We start from the raw sequence: 22,924 nt of genomic DNA, 5'->3' as shown, positions 1-22,924 counted from the left end.
GAACGGGTCGCCCGGGCCCGCTCCGCAAGCCCTCGCCGGTGTCGGTGGTCGGGCGTACGGTCGCAGCATGAGCGACGACATCCCCAACACCACCGATCCCGACGTCAAGACCGAGGGCGACGTCCTCGGCGCCCGTGCCGATGACGGCAGCGACACCAGCGCCAGCAAGGACCCGTCCGACTGGGTCACCGGCGACGAGCCGATGACCGGCCCGCAGCGCAGCTACCTCGACACCCTCGCCCGCGAGGCCGGCGAGACCCTCCCGGCCGACATCACGAAGGCGGAGGCGTCCGAGCACATCGATCGCCTGCAGTCCGCGACCGGCCGCGGCGACGGCAGCAAGTAGTCACCCGCACCACCCGCACCGGGGCGCACGACGGCTGAGCATTGCTGCCGTCGTGCGCCCCCGTGTCGGGGCCGTCAGGGCGCGCCCACCCTCTCTAGGGTCACGGGCATGGCGATGTCCCGGACCACGCAGACGGCTCTCGATCTCATCGACGCGGTACGGATCCCGGAGGGGATCGACCCGCGTCTCGCCCGCCAGGTCTCGCTCTCGCTGAGACTCCTCCTCGAATCCGACAGCTTCGGTCCGAGCGACCGGACGCTGCGCCGCCGCTCCCGCAGGCTGCGCGCCGGTCGCCTGGTCTGAGGGCTGTGGCTGGAGCGCCTGCGTGACCTCGCAGGGGGCAGACAGCGCGCGCGCAGCGGTCTAGAGTTCGGGTCATCCGGTCCGCCGGACGCCCGCGGGGCCGAGCACGGGGACGACGTCGTCCCACGAGCCGGGCCCGCCGTCCGCTCGCACGACGAGCGACCGCTCCCTGCCGACGCCCAGCGCCGACGCCGTCTCGATGAGGAGACCGTCATGCCGTCCTTCCGCTCCACCCTGCTCGCCCTCGCCGCCTCTGTCGCCCTCGTGGGCGCCGCCGCCACCCCCGCCCTCGCCGATCACAACGCCGGGGCCAACCTCGACGGCTACGCCTCGACCGACATCTCGTCGAACGGCTCCTGCTACTACGGCGCCCTGCTGCCCGCCGCGCCCGGCTACAGCCTCCAGACGAAGGACTACCGCTTCGTCCGGTCCGGGACGTCGCTGACGCTCGTCTGCGTCTTCACCGGCATCCCCGCCTTCGTGCCCGCCGACGACACGGTCACCGGTGACGACTACACGGCGCCGACCCGGCTGACCCGGTACGTCTCCCTCGGCTCGTGCCTCCCGCCCGGCGTCGACTCCGCCTCCGAGCTCTACCCGGACTACGAGCGCGAGGTGCCGAGGGTCGACGCGGTCACCTACTCCTACCGCTCGACCACCACGATGGTCTGCCACTGGCGCGTCGACCCCACGCGCTGACCCGCAGGGGCGGCCGGCGGTGTCCCCTTCCGCCGGTCGCCCCGCCCCCGCGGCCACCCCTGCTGATCGCTCAGCCGCCATCGCAGGGCGATGAGGAGACCGAGGTTCATGGGGAGGTGGGTCTCGATACGCCCCTGCGGGGCTACTCGACCAGCAAGCTCTGCGCCCTCTCTTCCCAGTCGACCCGACTCTCGAGCAGCCCCTCCCCGCCACCGACTCATGCTGGTCGAGTAGCCGCCGCAGGCGGCGTATCGAGACCCGCCCACCGCCCGAGCAGCTCCACCAGGCGCCCCGCCACGACCCCGCCCCGACAGGACACCCCCGATGACCCACCGCCTCCAGCCCCACCAGAGCACGACCGTCCGCCTGGTCCGCTGGTTCCGCACCGTGGACGGCTGGCAGTCCGAGATCGTCCGCGGCCGCCTCCTCGAGCACCACGACGGCGTCTGGCGCCTGCTCTCGACCGAGGACGGCGAGGAGCGCGACTACCCCGACGCCGCCTGGTCCCTCTGCCACGAGTGATCTCGGCCGTCGGCGGGAAGGGCGTCGAGCGCTGCTGCTCCGCCGCGTCCACCGACGCACGTTCGCGGCGGTCGTGCTCGGGAGACGGCGGGAGGAGTGGGCCCCGTCGGGCTCGAACCGACGACCCGCGGATTAAAAGTCCGCTGCTCTGCCAACTGAGCTAGAGGCCCGCGGCATCCAGGGTAGCGCCCCCGCGCGCCCGGAGCGGCGTCGGGCATACCTGCCCAGGCGCAGGCGTTACCCTCCTCGAACCCCCACGAAGCAGGACGCGTCCGCGCGTCCCGCCCGACCGCGGAAGGCGGCCCCATGACAGACGGCTTCCACAAGCCGACCAAGTTCCCCTCCCGCGTCTTCGAGGCGTTCCAGGGCGGGGAGGACCCGGCGCAGATCAGCCGGGTCGCCCACGAGACGGCGATCGCACTGCTCAGCCGGGTGCGCGAGGACCCGGATCCGGTGGTCATCGACCGCCTGGTCGAGTACACCGACCACAACGGCATCGACGCGCTCGCCGAGCTCTGGGCCCGCTCCAGCCCGTCCAGCCTCCCCGGCGCCCTCTGGCGCATCTACCTGCTGCGGCTCGTGATCCGGCAGGACCCGGAGAGCACGAGCTTCCTCTACCAGCGCGGCGTCGAGCTCTCGGCGACCATCGACCCGGTCGTCGCCGGCGCGGTCACGCCGACCGGACCGGCCGAGATCACCGAGCTGGCCGACCGCATCCTCCGCGGAGTGTTCGACGGCGACTTCGCCGTCGCCCTCGACCGCGCGGCGGCCTTCTGCCGGGTGAGCGCCTCCGGTGCCGCCTCGGTGGCCGACGACGTCGAGCTGATCGACGGACCGCGGGCGAGCCAGCTGACGACCCGCGCCCTCCGCCTCTCGACCACCGCGGCCGAGCTGGTGAGCTGCGCACGCCTCTGGCGCAGCGACTCACTCGAGTAGGAGCGGACTCCGCTACCCGATCGCGGCGCCCTGCGGCACCCCGCGTTCTCGCTCCGCGAACGCCCCTCGCGGGCGTGCGAGGGACAGCCGGTACACTGGTCGGAGCCGGATCGCAGTAACCCCGGGCTCCACTTATAGCCGCTTCGAGCGGCCTCGCGCCGAGAGGCGTTTCTGCGATCCGGCCCCTTCTCCTCTCGACAGCATCCCCAGCGGATCCCGGCGGCGAGCGAGGGCCCAGTGGCGGGCGGTCCGAGGCGCGAGTCCTCCCCTCCCGGCAGAGTCCCCGACAGACAGGCGACATCCGGAATGAAGAACCGCAGGGCACTCCGGATCGGCGCGCGATGGTGGGCCGGGATCGCCCTCCTGGTGATCGCCGTCCTCCTCTTCCTCTCCGCCCCGGGCGTGGACGACGAGATCGGCGCCCTCCTCGGCAACGGCGTCGTCTTCTCGCAGGGCGCGCTGATGCGCACGCTCGCCGTGCTCGACACGGCCGCCGCGCTCTGGGTGCTCGTCCGTCCGCGCAGCTCCGCCGGTCTGACCGCGGCCCTCGCCGCCGTGATCGGACTGTGGCTCGCCCCGCGGATGGGCGCCGCGGCGCTGGTCGACGTGGGCGGCTTCGCTCTCGACGTCCGCTTCGTCGTCCTCCCCCTCGAAGTGTCGGTCGTGATCGCGGGACTCGCCGTGACAGCCTTCTGGATGACCCGGAATCTGAAGTCCCGGGCACGAGCAGGGCAGGGCGCATGAGCGACGACACCACCGCCGAGGGCACCGCCCCCGACCTTGGCGCTCTCCTCGAGCGCATCGCCGCGGGGGAGCAGGCCGCGTTCTCGCAGCTCTACGACCTCGTCGCCTCGCGCGTCCTCGGACTGATCACGCGGGTCCTGGTCGACCGCGCCCAATCGGAGGAGGTGGCCCAGGAGGTCTTCCTCGAGATCTGGCAAACCGCTGGACGCTTCGCTCCGAATAAGGGAAGTGCGACGACCTGGATCCTCACGATGGCACACCGCAGGGCCATCGATCGGGTTCGCGCGGCCCAAGCGGGCCGTGATCGGGACGTCCGCATAGGAATCCGCGACCTCGGTCGCGACTACGACCAGGTCGCCGAGCAGGCGGAGGTGTCCCTCGAGCACGAGAAGGTCACCGCCGCCCTGGAGCGGTTGACCGAGCTCCAGCGGCAAGCGCTGCAGCTCGCGTACTACGGCGGCTACTCGCACAGCGAGATCGCCGGGATCCTGAACTGCCCCGTCGGTACCATAAAAACGCGCCTGCGCGACGGGATGATACGACTGAGAGAAGAGATGGGGGTGGCCCTGTGAACGACGTGCAACTCCCCGAAGATCCGCGCGAACTCGCAGCAGGACACGCACTCGGCATCCTCACCCCGGACGAGACCGCCCGGTACGAGAGATTCCTGGACGAGAATCCGGAGGCGCGCGGCGAGGCCGACGCGTTCTCGACCGTGGCCGACGCGCTGGCCGCCGACGCTCCGGCGGTCGCACCGTCGCCGGCCCTCAAGGCCGATCTGATGGCGCTGATCGCGACCACGCCCCAGCTGCCCCGCGACGACACCTCCGATGCTCCGGCCGAGGACCTCGCCGACCGGCGCGAAGCGGTCCCGACCCTGCGCGCCGTCGAGCCTTCCGCGGCCGCCGCGAGCGGGCCGTCGGCCGTTGCGCCGTCCGCCACCGCGACCTCCGGCCGTCACGGCGCCGAGGCCCGCGCCCGCGGACGCTGGTTCACCCGCCCCGCCGTCTACCTCTCCGCCGCCGCCGCCGCGGCCGTCATCGTGGTCGGGGGAGTGGCGCTCCCGCCGCTGCTCACGCCCGATGCCGGGCAGAGCCAGCAGCTGACCGCGCTCGAGCAGATCCGCAGCGCTCCCGACGTGCAGGAGACGGCCGGAGCCGTCGCGACCGGCGAGACCGCGACCCTGGTCTGGTCGGCCTCGCTCGGCCGCTCGGCGCTCGTCGTCGACGACCTCGCGCCGCTGCCCGACGACAAGACCTACGAGCTCTGGTACATCGGCTCGTCCGGCCCGGTCTCGGCCGGCACGTTCGACGGGGGTGACGGCCGCACGGTCGCACCGCTCGAGGGCACGCTCGCCGAGGGCGCCGTCGTCGCGGTGACCGTCGAGGACGCGGGCGGTTCCGAGGCGCCGACCACGGACCCGATCCTGGCCATCGCGACCGCCTGACACCGCCACAGCATCGAGGAGAGAAGAGCCGCATTCCCCGAGGGGGTGCGGCTCTTCTGCGCTCCCCACCGGGGGCCGCCGGCTGCAGGCGGCTCTCACGGGCTCCCGGACAGCAGAAGAGCCGCACCCCCGGGGGAGTGCGGCTCTCGTGCGTGCCGGCCGGAGGCTCAGCCGAAGCGGCCCGAGACGTAGTCCTCGGTCGCCTGGACGGACGGCCGCGAGAAGATCGTGGCGGTGTCGTCGTACTCGATGAGCTTGCCGGGCTTGCCGGTGCCCGCGATGTTGAAGAACGCGGTGCGGTCCGAGACGCGCGAGGCCTGCTGCATGTTGTGGGTCACGATCACGATCGTGTACTCGTTCTTGAGCTCCTCGATCAGGTCCTCGATCGCGAGGGTCGAGATCGGGTCGAGGGCCGAGCACGGCTCGTCCATCAGCAGCACGTCGGGGGAGACGGCGATGGCGCGGGCGATGCAGAGCCGCTGCTGCTGGCCGCCGGAGAGGCCGGAGCCGGGCTTCTCGAGCCGGTCCTTGACCTCGTTCCAGAGGTTCGCGCCCTGCAGCGACTTCTCGACGAGGTCGTCCGCGTCGGACTTCGAGATGCGGCGGTTGTTGAGCTTGACGCCGGCCAGCACGTTGTCGCGGATGGACATCGTCGGGAACGGGTTGGGGCGCTGGAAGACCATGCCCACCTGGCGGCGCACGAGCACCGGGTCGACACCCGGGCCGTAGAGGTTGTTGCCGTCGATCAGCACCTCGCCGTCGACGTAGGCGCCGGGGATGACCTCGTGCATGCGGTTGAGCGTGCGGAGGAAGGTCGACTTGCCGCAGCCGGAGGGGCCGATGAACGCCGTGACGGTGCGGGGCTCGATGGTGAGACCGACTCCCTCGACCGCGAGGAACTTGCTGTAGTAGACGTTGAGGTCGTTGACTTCGATGCGCTTGGACAACGGAGATCCTTAGGGTTAGCGGCCGAGCTTGGGGGCGAAGATGCGCGCGACCAGGCGAGCGAGCAGGTTGAGCAGCATGACGATCAGGATGAGGACCAGCGCGCCGGTCCAGGCCCGATCGATGTAGGCGGCGGCGTCGGCCCCCTGGTCGGCGTACTGGCGGAACACGAAGACCGGGAGGGTCATCATCCGGTCGTCGAACGGGTTGTAGTTCATCGACTGGGTGAACCCGGCGACGATGAGCAGCGGGGCGGTCTCGCCGATGACGCGGGCGATCGAGAGCATGACGCCCGTGACGATGCCGGCGATCGAGGTCGGCAGGACGATCTTCACGACGGTCAGCCACTTCGGCACGCCGAGGGCGAAGGACGCCTCGCGCAGCTCGTTCGGGACCAGGCGCAGCATCTCCTCGGTGGAGCGCACGACGACCGGGATCATCAGCACCGACAGCGCGATCGCGCCGCCGAAGCCCATCCGGATGCCGTCGCCGAAGAGGAGCACCAGCAGGGCATAAGCGAAGAGGCCGGCGACGATCGAGGGGATGCCGGTCATGACGTCGACGAAGAAGGTGATGCCGCGGGCGAGCGCGCCCCGGCCGTACTCGACGAGGTAGATGGCCGTCATCAGGCCGATCGGGATCGAGATGACCGCGGCCAGCGCCGTGATGATCAGCGTGCCCATGATCGCGTGCAGCGCTCCGCCGCCCTCGCCGACGACGTTGCGCATCGAGGAGGTGAAGAAGAGGATGTCGAAGCGCGCGGCGCCCGCGGTGACCGCGGTGTACATCAGCGAGATCAGCGGGATCAGCGCGACGACGAACGCGGCGGTGACCAGCGTGGTGACGACCCGGTCGGTGGCGCGGCGGGGGCCCTCGACCAGGCGGGCGAGGACGAAGACGGCGACCGTGTAGAGCACGGCGCCGAAGAAGACGGTGCCGACCACGTCGAAGCCCTGGGTGGTGCCGGTGACGGCGAGGAGGGCGTAGACGAGCGCCATCACGGCGATGCTGCCGACCAGGAGGGCGACGGGCGCCCACTTGGGCAGCTGGCCGCTGGTGAGCGTGTTGACCGGCGCAGGGACCGCGTCCTCGACGCGGCGCTGGCGGGGCGGAGTCATCGTGACCATCAGTTCGCTCCCGAGAAGGCCTTGCGGCGGTTGATGATGTAGCGCGCGAGCATGTTGACGAGCAGCGTGATGACGAAGAGCATCAGGCCGGAGGCGACGAGCTCGTTGACCTTCAGGCCGTAGGCCTCGGGGAAGCTCAGCGCGATGTTCGCGGCGACGGTGTTCGAGTTCGTCGACTGCAGCAGCGCGAAGTTCACGACGAAGGACGGCGAGAGCACGATGGCGACCGCCATCGTCTCGCCGAGTGCGCGGCCGAGGCCGAGCATCGACGCGGAGATGATGCCGGGGCGGCCGAAGGGCAGGACCGCCGTGCGGACCATCTCCCAGCGGGTCGCGCCCAGGGCGAGCGCGGCCTCCTCGTGCAGCGTCGGCGTCTGGAGGAACACCTCGCGCGAGATCGCCGTGACGATCGGCAGGATCATGACCGCGAGCACGAGGGCGACGGTGAGGATCGTGCGGCCGGTGCCGGAGACCGGGCCGTTGAAGAGCGGGAACCAGCCGAAGGCGTCCGTGAGGAACGCGTAGAACGGCTGGACGAAGGGGGCGAGCACCGTGATGCCCCAGAGGCCGAAGACGACCGACGGCACGGCGGCCAGCAGGTCGATCACGTAGCCGAGGCCCTGCGCGAGCTTGCGCGGGGCGTAGTGCGAGATGAAGAGCGCGATGCCGATCGCGATGGGGACGGCGATCACCATCGCGAGCCCGGCGGCGTAGACGGTGCCGAACACGAGCGGGCCGACGTAGGACCAGAAGCCCGCTCCGCCGGAGATCGTGTCGGGGGACGCCGTGAGAGCCGGGATCGACTGGACGACCAGGAAGAGGGCGACGGCGGCGAGGATGACGAGGATCAGCGCGCCGGAGGCGACTGCCGTTCCGGAGAAGATCCGGTCTGCGGGCCGCTGCTTCGCCTTGATGGCGCCGACGGGCCGCTCTGCGGTGGTCATGTGGGTGTCCCTGCGTTCGGTGTGGGGGAGGGGGCCGAGCCGTGACGCGGCCCCGGACCGGCTGGGGTCCGGGGCCGCGTCATGAGGGGGAGGTTACTTGATCGACTCGATGGCCGTCGCGACCTGGGTCGACAGCTCGGACGAGAGCGGCGCGGCGCCGGCGGAGGTGGCGGCCTCCTGCTGGCCCTCCTCGCTGGTCACGTAGCCGAGGTACGCCTTGACGAGCTCGCCCGTCGCGGCGTCCTGGTACTCCTGGCAGGCGATGAGGTAGCTCACCAGGACGACCGGGTAGACGCCGGACTCCTCGGAGGCGTAGTCGATCTCGTAGACGATGTCGTTCTCGGGACGGTCGGTCGCCTCGGGGGACGCGTCGACGATCGCGGCAGCGGCCTCGGGCGAGTAGGCGACGAAGTCGTCGCCGACCTTCACCTTGGCGGTGCCCAGGCTGCCGGCGCGCGAGGCGTCGGCGTAGCCGATGGTGTTCTGGCCGTTGGTGACGGTGTCGATGACGCCCGAGGTGCCCTGGGCCGCCTCGCCGCCCTCGTAGGGCCAGACTCCGTCGGGCTCGGCGTCCCACACGGTGGGCGCGGTCGCGTTGAGGTACGCGGCGAAGTTCTCGGTGGTGCCCGAGTCGTCCGAGCGGTGCACGGCGGTGATGTTCGAGGACGGGAGCGTCGCGTCGGGGTTCAGCGCGGCGATCTCGGGGGCGTTCCAGGTGGTGATGGTGCCCTTGAAGATGCCCGCGATGGTGGCGGCGTCGAGGTTCAGCTCGTCGAGGCCCTCCACGTTGAAGACGATCGCGATCGGCGAGATGTAGGCCGGGACGTCGATGGCGGAGGTGCCGTCGGCGCACTTGCCGAAGGAGCCGTCGAGCTCCTCGAGCTTCAGCGCGCGGTCCGAGCCGGCGAAGTCGGCGCCGCCGGCGATGAAGGCCTCACGGCCCGCGCCGGAGCCGTCGGGGGAGTAGTTGACGGTGACGCCGGTGTTCGCCTGCTGGAAGGCGGAGACCCAGGCCTCCTGGGCGGAGCCCTGCGAGGAGGCGCCGATGCCGTTGAGGGTGCCCTCGAGGGTGCTGGCGGAGCCGGAGGAGGACGAGTCGCCGGTGGCGGCGGGCCCCTCGTTGGCAGCACAGGAGGTCAGCGTGATGGCTGCGACGGCGGCGATGACGGCCGCCTGGCCGAGACGCGAGAAACGCACAAGTATCCCTTTCGGGTAGGAAAGCAGGGGGATGGACGGGCTTGGTGCGGCCCGCCAGCGAGAGTACGGAGGGGTCGTGTCCTGGCCCCGTCCGCTCGGTGAACGCGCGGTGAACGACGGGCCGCCCTCAGGCGCCGCCGAGCGCGGAGGAGCAGTATTCGCGCGGCAGGTCTGCGTCCCGCGCGCGGGCTCACTCGAGCGGTGCGTGCGTCTCGATCGCGACGATGCCGGAGCCCGGGTGCTCGACCGAGAGGTGCACGACCGCGAAGCCGCCGGTCGGCAGGTCGGAGGCCTCCTCGAGGTACGGGCCGATCGGGGTCGCGGTGGCCAGTGCCAGCTCGCGCAGGATCTCGGGGATCACCGGACCGTGGCTGCAGAGCACGGCGCTCTTGCGCGCGCGGACCCGCTTGCCGACGACGGAGCGGACGTCGGCGGTGCCGTGCTCGTGCGCGTCCTGGCTGAGGTCCTCCGAGAGGCGGACCGGCCGCTTGAGCAGCGCGGAGAGCGGAGTGATCGTGGTGCGGCAGCGCTTCGCGGTGCTCGAGACCAGCCGGCGGGGCCGCCACGCGGCGACGGCGCGGCCGGCCGCGGCCGCCTCCTCCTCGCCGCGGCGGTTGAGGCGCCGGGTCGAGTCGCGACCGTCCCAGGAGGACGCGGGGACCGCCTTCGCGTGCCGGAGCACCACGACCGCGAAGGTGTCGTGGGTGCCGCGCGAGACGATCCGCGAGAACTCGTCGACGATCTCGATGTCGTGCGGGTAGGTCAGGTAGCTGCGGGCGCGCTTGATCGTGACCCACTCGAGGGCCTCGACCTCGCGGTTCGGCACGAAGTCCGAGGCGAGCACCGCCTTCTCGGTCACCCGTGCCGCCCAGTAGTGCACGGTCTTCGGTCGCCCGTTCGGCAGCGCGTACTGCACGGTGCCGAGCGGCACTCCGAGCGCGACCGCGAACCCGGTCTCCTCGCGGATCTCGCGCACCGCGGTCTCCGGCAGCGACTCGCCCGGATCGACCTTCCCCTTGGGCAGGCTGACGTCCTTGCGGTGCGGCCGGTGGATCACCAGGACGTGCAGACGCCCCTCGATGATCCGCCAGCACACGGCGCCGGCCGCGTAGACGGTCCCCGTCACGGCGTCAGCGGGTGGAGGCTCGGGAGCCGGTCCGCGTCGCCGTGCGCTTGCGATGCGTGATGTGCGCCATCAGCCGGTTCTGCAGATCGGAGAGGGGTGCGCCGTCCTCGTCGAGGTGGTGCCGCGTCCAGATCCCGTCCGGGCCGAGCCACCAGGAGGCCGTCTTCTCGTCCATCGCGCGGTCGAACATGTCGGCGATCTCGCTGAGGTGCGCGGGCTCGACGATCCGCACCAGCGCCTCGACGCGGCGGTCGAGGTTGCGGTGCATCATGTCGGCGCTGCCGATGAAGACCTCGGGCTCGCCGCCGTTGACGAAGCTGAAGATGCGGGAGTGCTCGAGGTAGCGCCCGAGGATGGAGCGGACGCGGATGTTCTCCGAGAGTCCCTCCTGCCCGGGCTTCAGACCGCAGATGCCGCGGACCCAGACGTCCACGGGCACACCGGCCTGGCTCGCCCGGTAGAGCGCGTCGATCACGGACTCGTCCACGATCGAGTTCATCTTGATCCGGATGCCCGAGGGGCGGCCGGCGCGGGCGTTCTCGGTCTCGGCCGCGATCCGCTTCAGCAGTCCCTTGCGCAGGTGGCGCGGCGCGACCAGCAGGCGCTTGAACTTCTTCTCGATCGCGTAGCCGGAGAGCTCGTTGAAGAGGCGGGTGAGGTCCTTGCCGACCTCGGGGTCGGCGGTCAGGAGGCCGAGGTCCTCGTAGATCCGCGAGGTCTTCGGGTTGTAGTTGCCGGTGCCGATGTGGGAGTAGTGCCGCAGCACTCCGCCCTTCTCCTGGCGGATGACCAGCGCGAGCTTGCAGTGGGTCTTCAGCCCGACGAGGCCGTAGACCACGTGGACGCCGGCCTTCTCGAGCTTGCGGGCCCACGAGATGTTGGCCTTCTCGTCGAAGCGCGCCTTGATCTCGACGAGCGCGAGCACCTGCTTGCCGGACTCCGCGGCGTCGATCAGCGCCTCGACGATGGGGGAGTCGCCCGAGGTGCGGTACAGCGTCTGCTTGATCGCCAGCACGTCGGGGTCGGCCGCGGCCTGCTCGAGGAACGCCTGGACGCTCGTCGCGAAGGACTCGTAGGGGTGGTGCAGCAGCACGTCGCCGCGCGAGACCGCCTTGAAGATGTCCTGGCGCTGGTTCGGCTCGCTCGGCGAGAGCTGCACGGCCGTCGTCGGGACGTGGTTGGGGTACTTGAGGTCCGGTCGGTCGATCTTCTGCAGGCTGAACAGGCCACCGAGGTCGAGCGGCGCGGGGAGCTTGTAGACCTCCTGCGTGGTGATGTCGAGCTCGCGGACGAGGAGCCCGAGGGTCTCGTCGTCCATGTCGTCGGTCACCTCGAGGCGGATGGGCGGGCCGAACCGGCGGCGGAGGAGCTCCTTCTCGAGCGCCTTGATCAGGTTCTCGGTCTCGTCCTCGTCGACCTCGACGTCCTCGTTGCGGGTGACCCGGAAGACGTGGTGGTCGAGGATCTCCATGCCCGGGAAGAGGTCGTCGAGCTGGTTCGCGATCAGGTCCTCGAGCGAGATGAAGCGCATCGGCTCACCGGGAGCGGCGACGCCGGCGATCCGCACGAAGCGCGGCAGCATCTGCGGCACCTTGAGGCGGGCGAACTCGGTCTTCTGGGTCTTCGGGTTGCGCACGCGCACCGAGAGGTTGAGCGAGAGCCCCGAGATGTAGGGGAACGGGTGCGCCGGGTCGACGGCCAGCGGCATCAGCACGGGGAAGACCTGCGCCGAGAAGTAGTCGTCGAGCACCTCGCGCTCGGCGTCGCTGAGCTCGCTCCAGCGGACGATGTCGATCCCGGCGTCGCGGAGGGCCGGCTCGACGAGCTCCTTGAAGGCGCGCGAGTGCCGCTGCTGCAGCAGGTGCGCCTTCTCGGAGATGTCGGTCAGCACGTCGACCGGCACCCGGCCGATGTTGGTGGGCAGTGCGAGGCCGGTGAGGATGCGGCGCTTCAGCCCGGCGACGCGGACCATGAAGAACTCGTCGAGGTTGGACGAGAAGATCGCGAGGAAGTTGGCCCGCTCGAGCGCCGGGACCAGCGGGTCCTCGGCCAGCTCGAGCACGCGCTGGTTGAACGCCAGCCAGCTCAGCTCGCGGTCGAGGTAGCGGTCGTCCGGGAGCAGGGGGTCGGAGTGACCCTCCTCCTCCTCGTCGAAGTCGTCGTCGAGCTCGTCGCTCAGGCCGTCTTCGAGAATCAGGTTGTCGCCGTCCATGCGACCATCCTGGCACCGCGCCGGACGCGCCCGCGCCGCCCGTGGTGAATGCCGGGTGAACCCGCCCTGGGGAGGAGCCGCGGAGCCGGTGCGCCGCTCAGCGCACCGCGGGGCGGCGGTGCAGGTACTGCACGTCGACGGCCGCGTCGGTGAAGCCGAGCGAGCGGTACAGCGCCACGGCGGAGCGGTTCTCCGCCTCGACGTAGAGGTCCGCGACGGTGCAGCCGCGCTCGAGCATCCGGGCGAGTCCCGCCCCGAGGAGCGTCCGCCCCAGCCCGCGACCGGCGGTCTCGGGGGCCACGCCGAGGACGTAGATCTCGCCCGTCGTCGACTCCGGCTCGATCTTCAGCCAGTCGTATCCGACGAGCGCGCCGTCGGCGTCGCGGAGCAGGAGGAAGTCCCCGTCGTCGTACCAGGGCTCGGCCCGGCGCGCGGCCAGGTCGTCCTCGGTGATCCGGCCCTGCTCCGGGTGCGCGGCGAAGACCCGGGCGTTGAGGGCGACCCACTCGGCCGGGTCGAGGTCGCGGCCGTCGGAGAGCGCGAAGCCCTCGGGGACGCTCACCTCGGGGGCGACGAGCGGATCGAGCGCGAGGTGCAGCAGCGTCCGCACCGGCGCGAAGTCGTGCGAGGCGGCGAGGGCCCTGGCCGCCGGGTGGTCGCCGTGCGCCCAGGCCAGGAGCCCGGTGCGCCCGCTCGCGAGCACCTGATCGAGGACGGCGCGGCCGAACCCGACGCCGCGCCACTCCGGGTCGACGACGAACTCGAGCTCGCCCTGGCCGAGCACGGCGGCCGCCACCACGACGTCGGCGCGCAGGCCGACGAGGAGCGTGCGCGACCCGGCCCGCGCGTCGATCAGGGTCTGATCGCTGAACGGGGGCCGGCCGTCGAACCAGGCGGCCCGGCCGATCAGGTGCTCGAGCCCCGCGGCGACGGCGGGATCGGCCAGGTTCTCAACCGAGAGATTGAGCGACTCGTTCATTGTCCTCTTCGTACACGTTGAAGCGGTATCCGACGTTGCGGACCGTCCCGATGAGCGATTCCAGATCGCCGAGCTTGGCGCGCAGGCGCCGCACGTGCACGTCGACCGTGCGGGTGCCGCCGAAGTAGTCGTACCCCCAGACCTCGCTGAGCAGCTGCTCGCGGGTGAAGACGCGCGACGGGTGCGTCGCGAAGAACCGCAGCAGCTCGAACTCCTTGAAGGTGAGGTCGAGCGGGCGCCCGTGCACCTTCGCGGAGTAGCTGGCCTCGTCGATCACGACGCCGGACGCCTGGATCCGCGACGTCGACTGCTCCTGCGCGAGCCGGCCGATGACCAGCCGGATGCGGGCGTCGACCTCGGCGGGGCCGGCCGAGTCGAGGATGACGTCGTTCACGCCCCAGTCCGCGGAGACCGCGGTGAGACCGCCCTCGGTGAGGATGAGGATGAGCGGGACGTTGATCCCGGTGGTGGTCAGGATCTTGCAGAGCGACTTCGCGCTGGCCAGGTCCTGCCGGGCGTCGACGAAGATGAGGTCGCAGCTCGGGGCGTTCACGAGGTGCGCCGGCTCCGCCGGGATCTGCCGGGTCTTGTGGCTGAGCAGGCCCAGTGCGGGGAGGACCTCCGAGCCACCGGCTGAGGTCAGTATCAACAACTGCGCCACGGATCCTCCAGGATTGGTCTCCGGCAATACTAGCGGCGGGTCGGAGAGGCCGATTCCCTGGGGCACAATTGAGGGATGGGCAGGGATCGCGCGGGAGTGGCAGCGGTCTGGGTGCTCGCGCTCCTCGGCTCCGTCGTCACCCTGGTGATCGCCCCGGCCGGCTCGCAGCAGCTCTGGCTGGCGCTGACCTTCGGCGGCTGCGTCCTCGCGACCTTCGCCGTCCAGCTCGCCGTGGCGAAGGCGGACGGCTATCTGGTGCGCACGATGACGAGCGTCGTCGGCGCGATGGTCGTCGTCGCGGTCGCCAGCGGCATCGCCGCCCTCACCTCGCTCTGATCAGGCCTCCTCCACCCCGTCGCGTCGGTGCCGCCGGATAGGATGGAGTCATGCTTCTCGCCCTCGAACTCTTCTATCTCGGACTGCTCGGGCTCGCCTCCCTCGCGATCGCGTGGGTCTCCGGCGTGGTCGTCTACAAGCTCTACCGCGGCCAGCGCTAGCCGCCGCCGGAGCAGGTTTGATCTCCCTCCCCTCGGGCCTCCCGCCCGAACTCGTCCCGCTCTCCTGGCTGCTCGGCGTCTGGGAGGGATCGGGCGTCATCGACTACGCCGTCGGCGACGACTCCGTGCAGGCCGAGTTCGGCCACCGCGTGAGCTTCAGCTACGACGGCCTGCCCTACCTCAACTACAGCTCGTACACCTGGCTGCTCGAGGACGACAGCGAGGTCGGCCACCGGCCGCTCGTGAGCGAGATGGGCTACTGGCGGCTCAGCCGCCCGCTCACCGACGCCGACGCCGGCCCCGCGATGCTGCCGGGCCGCGGTGCGCCCGCGTTCCCCGACGCCGAGTCGGTCGAGACGCTGCGCAACGGCGCGGGCGGCTTCGACATCGAGGTGTCGCTGGTGCACCCCGACGGCGTCAGCGAGCTGTACCTCGGCCAGGTCAAGGGCCCGAGGATCGACCTCGCGACCGACGCGGTCATGCGCACCGCCGCCGCGAAGGACTACGCGGCCGCCACCCGCCTCTACGGCCTCGTCGACGACCACCTGCTCTGGGCGTGGGACATCGCCGCGCTCGGCCAGGGGCTCCGCACCCACTCCTCCGGAAGGCTCGCCCGTGTCGAATGAGACCGCGTCCTCCGAGCGGCCGCCGATCTCCCCGCTCCTGTCGGTCTCGGGCGCCGTCGTCGGGACCAGTGCGGCCGAGCCCGGCGTCGCCGCGCACTACGGCGAGCCGTTCCGCGAGCAGCGGGCGCTGGCCGCGGGCACCGCGATCGTCGACCTCTCGGGCCGCGGCGTCGTCACCGTCACCGGCCCGGACCGCCTCACCTGGCTCGATTCGCTGACCAGCCAGGCGCTCGCCCGCCTCGCCCCCGGCGACTCGGCCGAGACCCTGCTGCTGGACCCGTCCGGCCGGATCGAGCACCTGATCCGCGTCGTCGACGACGGCGACACCGCCTGGCTCCTCCTCGACCGAGACGAGACGCCGGGGCTCGCGGCCTGGCTCGACCGGATGCGCTTCATGCTCCGCGTCGAGATCGCCGACCGCACCGCCGAGTTCGCGACGCTCGCGACGCTCGGCGACGGCCCCGCGACCGCGCTGGCCCTCGAGCTCGCGGGGGAGTCCGGCATCAGCTGGCTCGACCCGTGGGCGCAGGTGCAGCCCGGCGGCTGGCAGTACGCCACCGCTCCCACGCATCCCGCGGCCGGCTGGACCGCCCGCGAGACCCTCGTGCCGCGCGCGGCGCTCGACGGGCTCGAGTCCCGGGCCCGCGCGGCGGGCGTGGCGCTGGCCGGCTCCGACGCCCTCGAGGCGCTCCGCATCGCCGCCTGGCGCCCGCGGCACGCGACCGAGGTCGACGACCGGTCGATCCCGCACGAGCTCGACCTGCTCCGCTCCTCGGTGCACCTGGCCAAGGGCTGCTACCGCGGTCAGGAGACGGTCGCCAAGGTGCACAACCTCGGTCACCCGCCCCGCCGCCTCGTGCTGCTGCAGCTCGACGGCTCCGACTCCGCCCTGCCCGGGCACGGCGACGTCGTCACGGCGCTCAAGGGCGGCGAGCCGGTCGAGGTCGGCACCGTCACCGCGAGCGCCTGGCACTACGAGGAGGGCCCCATCGCCCTCGCCGTCGTCAAGCGCTCGGTCCCCGTCGACCTCGAGCTCACCGTGCTGGCGGGCGAGATCCGCGTCTCCGCCGCCCAGGAGGTCGTCGTGCCGCCGGGCGCCGGCGCCGAGGCGGGAGTGCCCCGCCTGCCCCGCCTCGGGGCAGCGACCAGGTAGGCCACGCCGTGGTGGCCGCAGGACCCGCTCGGCGGGATCGGGCGGCCGCGCGGATCCGGGCGCTCGTCCGCCTCGACGACGTCCGGCCCGGCCGAGGCGTCGCGCGCGCCGTGGCGTCGCTGCCCGCGGTGCTGCAGATCGTCCTCGCGGCGATCCTCGCCTACTCCGTCTCGCGCTTCGTCTTCGGGCACCCCGCCCCGGTGCTGTCGCTGACGGCGACCATCTCGAGCCTGGGCATCGCGCGCGACACCCGGCCGAAGCAGGTCGCCGAGACCGCGATCGGCATGCTGATCGGGATCACCGCGAGCGAGGTGCTGCTGCTGCTCTGGGGCACCGGCGTCTGGCAGCTGGCCGTGGTGCTCGCGATCGTCTTCACCGTGGGGCGGGCGCTCTCGCCGTCGCCCGGCTTCGCGGTCGCGGCCGGCACGCAGGCGATGCTGGTGATGATCCTGCCCGCGCCCGACGGGGGAGTGTTCACCCGGAGCCTCGACGGGCTGGTCGGCGGGCTCGCCGCGCTGCTGTGCACCGCGATCGTGCCGCGCAACCCGCTCCGGGCGGCGCGCGCCGAGGCGCGGCGGCTGGTGGCGGCGCTGGCGGAGACGATCGACGCGCTCGCCGACGCGCTCCGCCGGGGCGATCAGGCGGCCTCCGCGGCGGCGCTGGAGCGCGTCCGCGGCACGCAGCCGGTGATCGACGGCTGGACGGCCGCCCTCGACTCGGCGATCGGCGTCGCGCGGATCTCGCCGTTCGTCCGGCGGCACCGCGCGGAGCTGGAGCGCCAGCGCACGATGCTCGCCGCGCTCGACCTCGCGACCCGCAACCTCCGCATCGTCGCGCGGCGCACCGACTTCCTGGTCGGCGACGCCGTGCCGCGGCCGGCGCTCGCCGACGTCGTCGCGGACTTCGGCCCGGGGATCGCCCTGCTCGGCCGGGCCGTCACCGAGCCCGCTGTGCTCGCGCTCGCGCGTCAGGACCTCGTGCTGCTCGCGACGACCCTCGACCCGCAGGCGCTGATCCCCGAGGCGCGGCTGGCGGAGAAGACGCTGCTGGTCATCCTCCGCCCGCTCGTCGTCGACCTGCTGACGGCGACCGGGGCGAGCTCGGCCGAGGCGAGAGCCGCGCTGCCCGAGCTCGCCTGACCGGCCGGGCTCCTCCGGCGCTCACGCGTTGGTGGCGTCCTGCACCTCGCCCACGAGCTCCTCGATGATGTCCTCGAGGAAGAGAACACCGGTGGTGCGACCCTCGGCGTCGACCACCCGGGCGAGGTGCGCGCCGGTGCGCCTGAGCGCGGCGAGCGCGTCCTCCAGCTCGTCGCCGGCCGAGACCGCGGCGAGCCGGCGGATCCGCTTGCGCGGCACCGGCATCTCGGTCGCGTCGAGGTCGGAGACGTCCTTGAGGTGCAGGTAGCCGCCGGGCAGTCCGTCGCCGTCCGCGAGCAGGTAGCGGGAGTAGCCGTGCTCGGCCACTGCGCGGCGCACGTCCGCGGGCGTGGCCTCTGCAGGCAGCAGCACCATCCGCTCGAGCGGGACCGCGACGTCCGCGACCCGCTTGGTCGTGAACTCGAACGCCGCCGTGACGGTGCCGGAGGCGTCGACCAGCACGCCCTCGCGGGTCGACTGGCGGACGATCGCGGCGACCTCGTCCAGCGTGAAGGCGCTGGTCGCCTCGTCCTTCGGCTCGACCCGCACGAGGCGGAGGATGCCGTTGGCGACCGCGTTCAGCGACCAGATCACCGGCTTCACCAGGCGCGAGACGAGAACGAGCGGCGGAGCGAGGAGCAGCGCGGCCCGGGTCGGCACCGAGAACGCCAGGTTCTTCGGCACCATCTCACCGAACACGACGTGCAGGAAGGTGACGAGCAGCAGCGCGGCGACGAACGCGATCACGCCGATCGCCTCCGCGGACAGCGCCGTGAAGCCGAGCGGGATCTCGAGCAGGTGGTGGATCGCCGGCTCGGAGACGTTGAGGATCACCAGCGAGCAGACGGTGATGCCCAGCTGGCTCGTCGCGAGCATCAGGGTGGCGTGCTCCATCGCCCACAGCGTGGTCTTCGCCGCGCGGCTGCCCGCATCGGCTCTCGGCTCGATCTGCGAGCGGCGAGCCGAGATCACGGCGAACTCGGCGCCGACGAAGAAGGCATTGACGATCAGCAGGACCACGAGCCAGGCGATCCCGGGCAGGTACTCACTCATGGACGGCCCCCTCGGCTCGGAGCGCGGCGACGCCGACGGCATCGCCGCCGTCGGTCTCGTCTCCGGCAGCGGCCGGGGTGAAGCGGACGCGGTCGACGCGGTGGGCGGCGACGCGGTCGACCCGCAGCACGCCGCCGGCCACGGCGACCTCGTCGCCGAGCTCGGGCACGCGGCCGAGGGCCGAGGCGAGGAAGCCCGCGACCGTGTCGTAGTCCTCGCCCTCGGGCACCACGGCGCCGAGCCGCTCCGCGACCTCGTCGGGGCGCAGCTCGCCGCCGAAGGTCGCCGAGCGGCCGGAGCGGACGACGCCGGCGCGGCTGCGGTCGTGCTCGTCCTCCAGCTCGCCGACGATCTCCTCGACGAGGTCCTCGAGCGTCACGACGCCCGCGGTCCCGCCGTACTCGTCGACGACGACCGCGATCGCGAGGCCGCTGCCGCGCAGGGGAGCGAGCAGGGCGTCGGCACGCGCGGTCTCGGGGACGCGCATCGGCGCGATCATCAGCGACTCGGCGGTCGCCTGCGCCCGGTCCTCCGGGGCCAGTGCGAAGGCGTGCTTGACGTGCAGGACACCGCGGACGTCGTCGGAGTCGCGGCCGATGACGGGGAAGCGCGAGAACCCGGTGCGGTTCGCGAGCCGCACCACGTCCTCCGCGGTGCTCGCGAGCGGGACGGAGGCCATCCGGACCCTCGGCGTCATCACGTCGGCGACGCTGCGGCTCGAGAAGCGGAGCGTGCGGTGCAGCAGGTCCGCGTGGTCGCTGTCGAGCGTGCCCTCGAGCACCGAGCGGCGCACCAGCGAGCCGAGCTCGTCGGCGCTGCGGGCGCCCGAGAGCTCCTCCTTGGGCTCGATGCCCATCGCGCGGATCAGGGCGTTGGCCGTGTTGTTGAAGAGCAGGATCACGGGCTTGAAGACCGTGGTGAAGAGGATCTGGAACGGCACGACGACCTGCGCGGTCCTCAGCGGCAGCGCCAGGGCGAAGTTCTTCGGGACGAGCTCGCCGATCACCATCGAGAAGACCGTCGCCAGCAGGACGCCGACGACCGTGCCGATGCCCGGCACGATCTCGGCAGGGATCCCGAGCGAGCGCAGCGGGTCGCCGAGCAGCGAGCTGATCGCGGGCTCGAAGGTGTAGCCGGTGAGCAGCGTGGTGAGCGTGATGCCCAGCTGCGCGCCGGAGAGATGGGTGGAGGTGATCCGCAGGGCCGAGATCGTCGGGTCGAGGCGCTTCTCGCCACGGGCGCGGCGCTCCTCGAGCTCGTTGCGGTCGAGGTTGACCAGCGCGAACTCGGAGGCGACGAAGAGACCGGTGCCGACGGTGAGGAGGAGGCCGATGACGATGCCGAGCCATTCAGGCACCCGCGGCACCGCCGATCAGGGTCGCGGTCGGTGCGGCGGAGGAGGGAGCAGTGCCCGAGGGTTCAGGGGGAGGGTCGTCCATGGGGCATGAGGGTAGCGGGCGTGAATATGAGAATGCTCACAGTGACGGGGCCGGGTCGAGCGGAGCCACCGCCTCCCACGCGACGGTCACCTCACCGAGCCGCCACCGCCGCCGGCCGCCGAGGATCGGCCACTCGCCGCGCAGCGACTCGACGGCGGCGATCCAGCGCTGGGTCGGCCCGTAGACGGCGAGCGGGGCGGCGTGCAGCCAGGCCCGCTCCAGCGCGAGCAGGAAGGCGTGCACCGGCTCGCCCGCGACGTTGCGGTGGATCAGCGCCTTCGGCAGCCGCTCGGCCGCGATCATAGGGGAGGGCACGGCGCCGAGCCGGAGCGACAGGGTGAGCGAGCGCGGCCCCTCGCGTCCGATCTCGATCCAGGTGCAGATCCGGCCGATCTCGTCGCAGGTCCCCTCCACCAGCACGCCGTCGGGGGTCAGCCGGTCGGTCATCGTCCGCCACGCCTCCGCGACCGCCGACTCGTCGTACTGCCGGAGGACGTTGAAGGCGCGGATCACGCTCGCCCGCTGCCGCCCGGGCAGCGGGACCTCGAAGCCGCCGCGCTCGAAGCGCACCCGGGCGTCGGCCGGGAAGGCGGTGCCCCCTTCACGGACCCGCTCCAGCTGCCGTCGCGCGGTCTCGACGCGGGCCGGCTCGATCTCGAAGCCGACCACGTCGACGCCGGGTGCTGCGCGGACGAGGCGGCGGTGCAGCTCGAGCGTGGTGACCGCGCTCGCGCCGAAACCGAGGTCGACGACGACGGGCTCCGGGGTCGTGCGCAGGACCGGCAGCTCGGCCAGCCGGCGGTCCACCCGGCGGAGGCGGTTCGTGCCCGTCGTGCCGCGGGTGACGGCTCCGATCGGCATGGTCTCCAGCGTATCCGGGGGCGCAGGGGCCGCCTCTAAGCTGGACGCATGTCCGAGACCTACACCCTCATCCTCGTGCGCCACGGCAACAGCGAGTGGAACCAGAAGAACCTGTTCACCGGCTGGGTCGACGTGCGGCTGACCGAGCAGGGCGTCGCGGAGGCGACTCGCGCCGGCGAGCTGCTGGTCGAGGCGGAGCTGCACCCCGACGTCGTGTACACCTCCCGCCAGACGCGCGCGATCCAGACCGCGAACATCGCGCTCGAGAAGGCCGACCGCCTGTGGATCGACGTGAAGCGCTCCTGGCGCCTCAACGAGCGCCACTACGGCGCGCTGCAGGGCAAGGACAAGGCGCAGACCCTCGCCGAGTACGGCCCCGAGCAGTTCATGACCTGGCGCCGCTCGTTCGACGTGCCGCCGCCCCCCATCGACGACGAGGACCAGTACTCGCAGGCGCACGACGAGCGCTACGCCGACCTCGGCGACGACCTGCCCCGCACCGAGTCGCTCAAGCTCGTGATCGAGCGGATGCTGCCCTACTGGGAGTCGGACATCAAGCCGGATCTCGCCTCGGGCAAGACCGTCATGATCACCGCGCACGGCAACTCGCTGCGCGCGCTGGTGAAGACCCTCGACGGCATCTCCGACTCTGATATCGCCGAGCTGAACATCCCGACCGGCATCCCCCTCGTCTACACCCTCGACGAGAACTTCGAGCCGATCGGCGAGGCCCGCTACCTCGACCCCGAGGCCGCCGCCGCGGGCGCCGCCGCCGTCGCCGCCCAGGGCGCCAAGAAGTAGCCCACCCCCCGCACCCCGCACGGCCCGCCGGAGTCCCACTCCCGCGGGCCGTCCGCGTCTGCACCCCGCCCTCGCCTGACGGTGGATCTCGATACGCGCGCTGCGCGCGCTACTCGATCACCATGAACGAGCCGGGTCGCGGTACGCGCCCCTTGCATGCTGGTCGAGTAGCCGCGGCACGCGGCGTATCGAGACCCCGCGTCCGTACGACGGCGGATCTCGATGCGCGCGCTGCGCGCGCTACTCGATCAGCATGGAAGCGCGGGCGATCGACCAGCGAGGCACGGCAGCTGTCACTCGACGCCCGGGCGCTGAGAGTGCAGACCAGCCGCCCCCCACAAGGCGAACGGGCGAATCGCGTGCCAGCGATTCGCCCTAGCCGTTCGCACCCCGCTCTGCGGAACGCGCCCACGCGGTCTGCCGACCGCGGTCGATATCGCGCTCCGCGCGACATCGACAAATGAACTCAGCCCCAGTCGCCCGAGATCAGGTACTGGACCTTCTTCGCGATGGACACCGCGTGGTCGGCGAAGCGCTCGTGGTAGCGGCTGGCGAGGGTCGCGTCGACGGTGTCGGCGGCCTGGCCCTTCCACGCCTCGCTGAGGACCTTGTCGAAGACGCTGACGTGCAGCTCGTCGATCTTGTCGTCCTCGTCGCGGATCTCCTCGGCGAGGCGGGGGTCCTGCGTGCGCAGCAGCTCGGTGAGCTTGTGCGCGACGACGACGTCGAGGCGGCCCATCTCGACGAAGGTCGGGCGGAGCGACTTCGGCACGACCTTGTCGGGGAAGCGGTAGCGGGAGAGCTGAGCGATGTGCTCGGCGATGTCGCCCATCCGCTCGAGCGAGGCGCTGATCCGCAGCGCGGACACGACGGTCCGCAGGTCGCGGGCGACGGGGCCCTGGCGGGCGAGGATGTCGATCGCGAGCTCGTCGAGGCTGATGGCCAGCTCGTCGATGCGGGCGTCGCTGGCGATGACCTCCTCGGCGAGGGACACGTCGGAGTGGTTGAACGCCTGGGTCGCCTTCTCGATCGCGATCTCGACGAGCCCGGAGATCTCGACGAGCCGATCCTGGACCTCGGCCAGCTCCTGCTGGAAAACTTCGCGCATCTTCTTCTCGACCCTCTCTGCGGCACGCACGGAGACCGGTGCCGATCCGCGCCGCGCAC

The 22,924-nt window shown here is 71.9% G+C and carries 25 protein-coding genes and 1 tRNA gene; 13 read left to right on the top strand and 13 right to left on the bottom strand.

What is annotated here, in order from left to right; translation table 11 throughout:
• Positions 1–67 precede the first annotated feature (67 nt).
• The 4 genes from MT353_RS03180 (at position 68) to MT353_RS03165 (ending at position 1,870) form a co-directional block, all read left to right on the top strand.
• A complete protein-coding gene (locus MT353_RS03180) occupies positions 68–346 on the top strand; it encodes a DUF3072 domain-containing protein (RefSeq protein ID WP_123445134.1) in 279 nt (92 codons plus the stop codon).
• A gap of 108 nt (positions 347–454) precedes the next feature.
• A complete protein-coding gene (locus MT353_RS03175) occupies positions 455–649 on the top strand; it encodes a hypothetical protein (RefSeq protein WP_123445135.1) in 195 nt (64 codons plus the stop codon).
• A gap of 213 nt (positions 650–862) precedes the next feature.
• Positions 863–1,348, top strand: a complete 486-nt coding sequence (locus tag MT353_RS03170) for a hypothetical protein (RefSeq protein WP_123445136.1) — start codon at positions 863–865, stop codon at positions 1,346–1,348.
• A 324-nt stretch (positions 1,349–1,672) separates the two neighbouring features.
• Positions 1,673–1,870, top strand: coding sequence for a hypothetical protein (locus tag MT353_RS03165; protein ID WP_243598725.1), 198 nt, complete (start codon positions 1,673–1,675; stop codon positions 1,868–1,870).
• Between the two features lie 97 nt (positions 1,871–1,967).
• Here the strand turns inward: MT353_RS03165 and MT353_RS03160 are convergent.
• Positions 1,968–2,040: transfer RNA gene (locus tag MT353_RS03160), tRNA-Lys, on the bottom strand.
• A gap of 136 nt (positions 2,041–2,176) precedes the next feature.
• Between MT353_RS03160 and MT353_RS03155 the strand changes: the two genes are divergently transcribed.
• The 4 genes from MT353_RS03155 to MT353_RS03140 all read left to right on the top strand — a co-directional run bounded on the left by MT353_RS03155 (position 2,177) and on the right by MT353_RS03140 (position 4,997).
• Entirely contained in the window at positions 2,177–2,806 is a 630-nt protein-coding gene (locus MT353_RS03155; RefSeq protein WP_123445137.1) for a DNA-directed RNA polymerase subunit beta, read from the top strand.
• A 306-nt stretch (positions 2,807–3,112) separates the two neighbouring features.
• On the top strand, positions 3,113–3,550 hold the full coding sequence (locus MT353_RS03150) for a hypothetical protein (protein WP_243615332.1): 438 nt from the start codon (positions 3,113–3,115) through the stop codon (positions 3,548–3,550).
• A complete protein-coding gene (gene sigK / locus MT353_RS03145) occupies positions 3,547–4,122 on the top strand; it encodes an ECF RNA polymerase sigma factor SigK (RefSeq protein ID WP_123445139.1) in 576 nt (191 codons plus the stop codon). The genes MT353_RS03150 and sigK overlap by 4 nt, the downstream gene beginning before the upstream one ends.
• A gap of 5 nt (positions 4,123–4,127) precedes the next feature.
• Positions 4,128–4,997 (top strand): anti-sigma factor, encoded by an 870-nt coding sequence (locus MT353_RS03140; protein WP_243598728.1) that lies wholly within the window; start codon positions 4,128–4,130, stop codon positions 4,995–4,997.
• A gap of 167 nt (positions 4,998–5,164) precedes the next feature.
• Here MT353_RS03140 and pstB read toward each other — a convergent pair whose 3' ends face one another.
• The 8 genes from pstB to MT353_RS03100 form a co-directional block, all read right to left on the bottom strand.
• Positions 5,165–5,944 (bottom strand): phosphate ABC transporter ATP-binding protein PstB, encoded by a 780-nt coding sequence (gene pstB, locus MT353_RS03135; protein ID WP_132435969.1) that lies wholly within the window; start codon positions 5,942–5,944, stop codon positions 5,165–5,167.
• A gap of 15 nt (positions 5,945–5,959) precedes the next feature.
• Positions 5,960–7,069: a phosphate ABC transporter permease PstA gene (gene pstA / locus MT353_RS03130; protein WP_374204637.1), complete on the bottom strand. Its 1,110-nt coding sequence runs from the start codon at positions 7,067–7,069 to the stop codon at positions 5,960–5,962.
• Complete coding sequence (gene pstC, locus MT353_RS03125) at positions 7,069–8,013, bottom strand: phosphate ABC transporter permease subunit PstC (RefSeq protein WP_123445142.1); 945 nt, start codon at positions 8,011–8,013, stop codon at positions 7,069–7,071. The genes pstA and pstC overlap by 1 nt, the downstream gene beginning before the upstream one ends.
• A gap of 93 nt (positions 8,014–8,106) precedes the next feature.
• Complete coding sequence (locus MT353_RS03120) at positions 8,107–9,210, bottom strand: phosphate ABC transporter substrate-binding protein PstS (RefSeq protein ID WP_243598730.1); 1,104 nt, start codon at positions 9,208–9,210, stop codon at positions 8,107–8,109.
• Positions 9,211–9,400: 190 nt separating this feature from the next.
• The gene (locus MT353_RS03115) at positions 9,401–10,336 is read right to left on the bottom strand and encodes an NUDIX domain-containing protein (protein ID WP_243598731.1); all 936 of its coding nucleotides are present in this window, start codon (positions 10,334–10,336) and stop codon (positions 9,401–9,403) included.
• 4 nt (positions 10,337–10,340) lie between these two features.
• A complete protein-coding gene (locus MT353_RS03110; protein WP_123702233.1) occupies positions 10,341–12,548 on the bottom strand; it encodes an RNA degradosome polyphosphate kinase in 2,208 nt (735 codons plus the stop codon).
• 97 nt (positions 12,549–12,645) lie between these two features.
• Positions 12,646–13,527 carry a mycothiol synthase gene (gene mshD, locus MT353_RS03105; RefSeq protein ID WP_127885970.1) on the bottom strand — a complete coding sequence of 294 codons (882 nt, stop codon included), beginning with the start codon at positions 13,525–13,527 and terminating at the stop codon, positions 12,646–12,648.
• Entirely contained in the window at positions 13,499–14,188 is a 690-nt protein-coding gene (locus MT353_RS03100; protein ID WP_123445147.1) for a winged helix-turn-helix domain-containing protein, read from the bottom strand. The genes mshD and MT353_RS03100 overlap by 29 nt, the downstream gene beginning before the upstream one ends.
• A gap of 75 nt (positions 14,189–14,263) precedes the next feature.
• Between MT353_RS03100 and MT353_RS03095 the strand changes: the two genes are divergently transcribed.
• The 4 genes from MT353_RS03095 to MT353_RS03080 all read left to right on the top strand — a co-directional run bounded on the left by MT353_RS03095 (position 14,264) and on the right by MT353_RS03080 (position 17,603).
• Entirely contained in the window at positions 14,264–14,524 is a 261-nt protein-coding gene (locus MT353_RS03095) for a hypothetical protein (protein ID WP_132435964.1), read from the top strand.
• A 178-nt stretch (positions 14,525–14,702) separates the two neighbouring features.
• Complete coding sequence (locus MT353_RS03090) at positions 14,703–15,311, top strand: FABP family protein (RefSeq protein WP_123702239.1); 609 nt, start codon at positions 14,703–14,705, stop codon at positions 15,309–15,311.
• The gene (locus MT353_RS03085; RefSeq protein ID WP_374204683.1) at positions 15,301–16,464 is read left to right on the top strand and encodes a folate-binding protein YgfZ; all 1,164 of its coding nucleotides are present in this window, start codon (positions 15,301–15,303) and stop codon (positions 16,462–16,464) included. Before MT353_RS03090 ends, MT353_RS03085 begins: the two co-directional genes overlap by 11 nt.
• An 8-nt stretch (positions 16,465–16,472) precedes the next feature.
• Positions 16,473–17,603: an aromatic acid exporter family protein gene (locus tag MT353_RS03080; RefSeq protein WP_159423355.1), complete on the top strand. Its 1,131-nt coding sequence runs from the start codon at positions 16,473–16,475 to the stop codon at positions 17,601–17,603.
• Positions 17,604–17,624: 21 nt separating this feature from the next.
• Here the strand turns inward: MT353_RS03080 and MT353_RS03075 are convergent, their stop codons facing one another.
• From MT353_RS03075 to MT353_RS03065, 3 genes are all read right to left on the bottom strand, one after another.
• Positions 17,625–18,656 (bottom strand): hemolysin family protein, encoded by a 1,032-nt coding sequence (locus MT353_RS03075; protein ID WP_243623588.1) that lies wholly within the window; start codon positions 18,654–18,656, stop codon positions 17,625–17,627.
• On the bottom strand, positions 18,649–20,013 hold the full coding sequence (locus tag MT353_RS03070) for a hemolysin family protein (protein WP_243623587.1): 1,365 nt from the start codon (positions 20,011–20,013) through the stop codon (positions 18,649–18,651). Before MT353_RS03070 ends, MT353_RS03075 begins: the two co-directional genes overlap by 8 nt.
• A gap of 118 nt (positions 20,014–20,131) precedes the next feature.
• The gene (locus MT353_RS03065; protein ID WP_243623586.1) at positions 20,132–20,956 is read right to left on the bottom strand and encodes a class I SAM-dependent methyltransferase; all 825 of its coding nucleotides are present in this window, start codon (positions 20,954–20,956) and stop codon (positions 20,132–20,134) included.
• Between the two features lie 48 nt (positions 20,957–21,004).
• Here MT353_RS03065 and MT353_RS03060 point away from each other — a divergent pair, with 48 nt between their 5' ends.
• Positions 21,005–21,757, top strand: a complete 753-nt coding sequence (locus MT353_RS03060; RefSeq protein ID WP_123445151.1) for a phosphoglyceromutase — start codon at positions 21,005–21,007, stop codon at positions 21,755–21,757.
• Positions 21,758–22,223: 466 nt separating this feature from the next.
• On the opposite strand, the gene phoU is transcribed toward MT353_RS03060, so the two are convergent.
• Positions 22,224–22,865: a phosphate signaling complex protein PhoU gene (gene phoU, locus MT353_RS03055; RefSeq protein WP_123445152.1), complete on the bottom strand. Its 642-nt coding sequence runs from the start codon at positions 22,863–22,865 to the stop codon at positions 22,224–22,226.
• Positions 22,866–22,924: the final 59 nt, after the last annotated feature.

The organism is Rathayibacter sp. VKM Ac-2927 (assembly GCF_022815525.1).
GTDB classification, from domain to species: Bacteria; Actinomycetota; Actinomycetes; order Actinomycetales; family Microbacteriaceae; genus Rathayibacter; species Rathayibacter festucae.
This window is presented reverse-complemented; position numbering and strand designations above follow the sequence as displayed.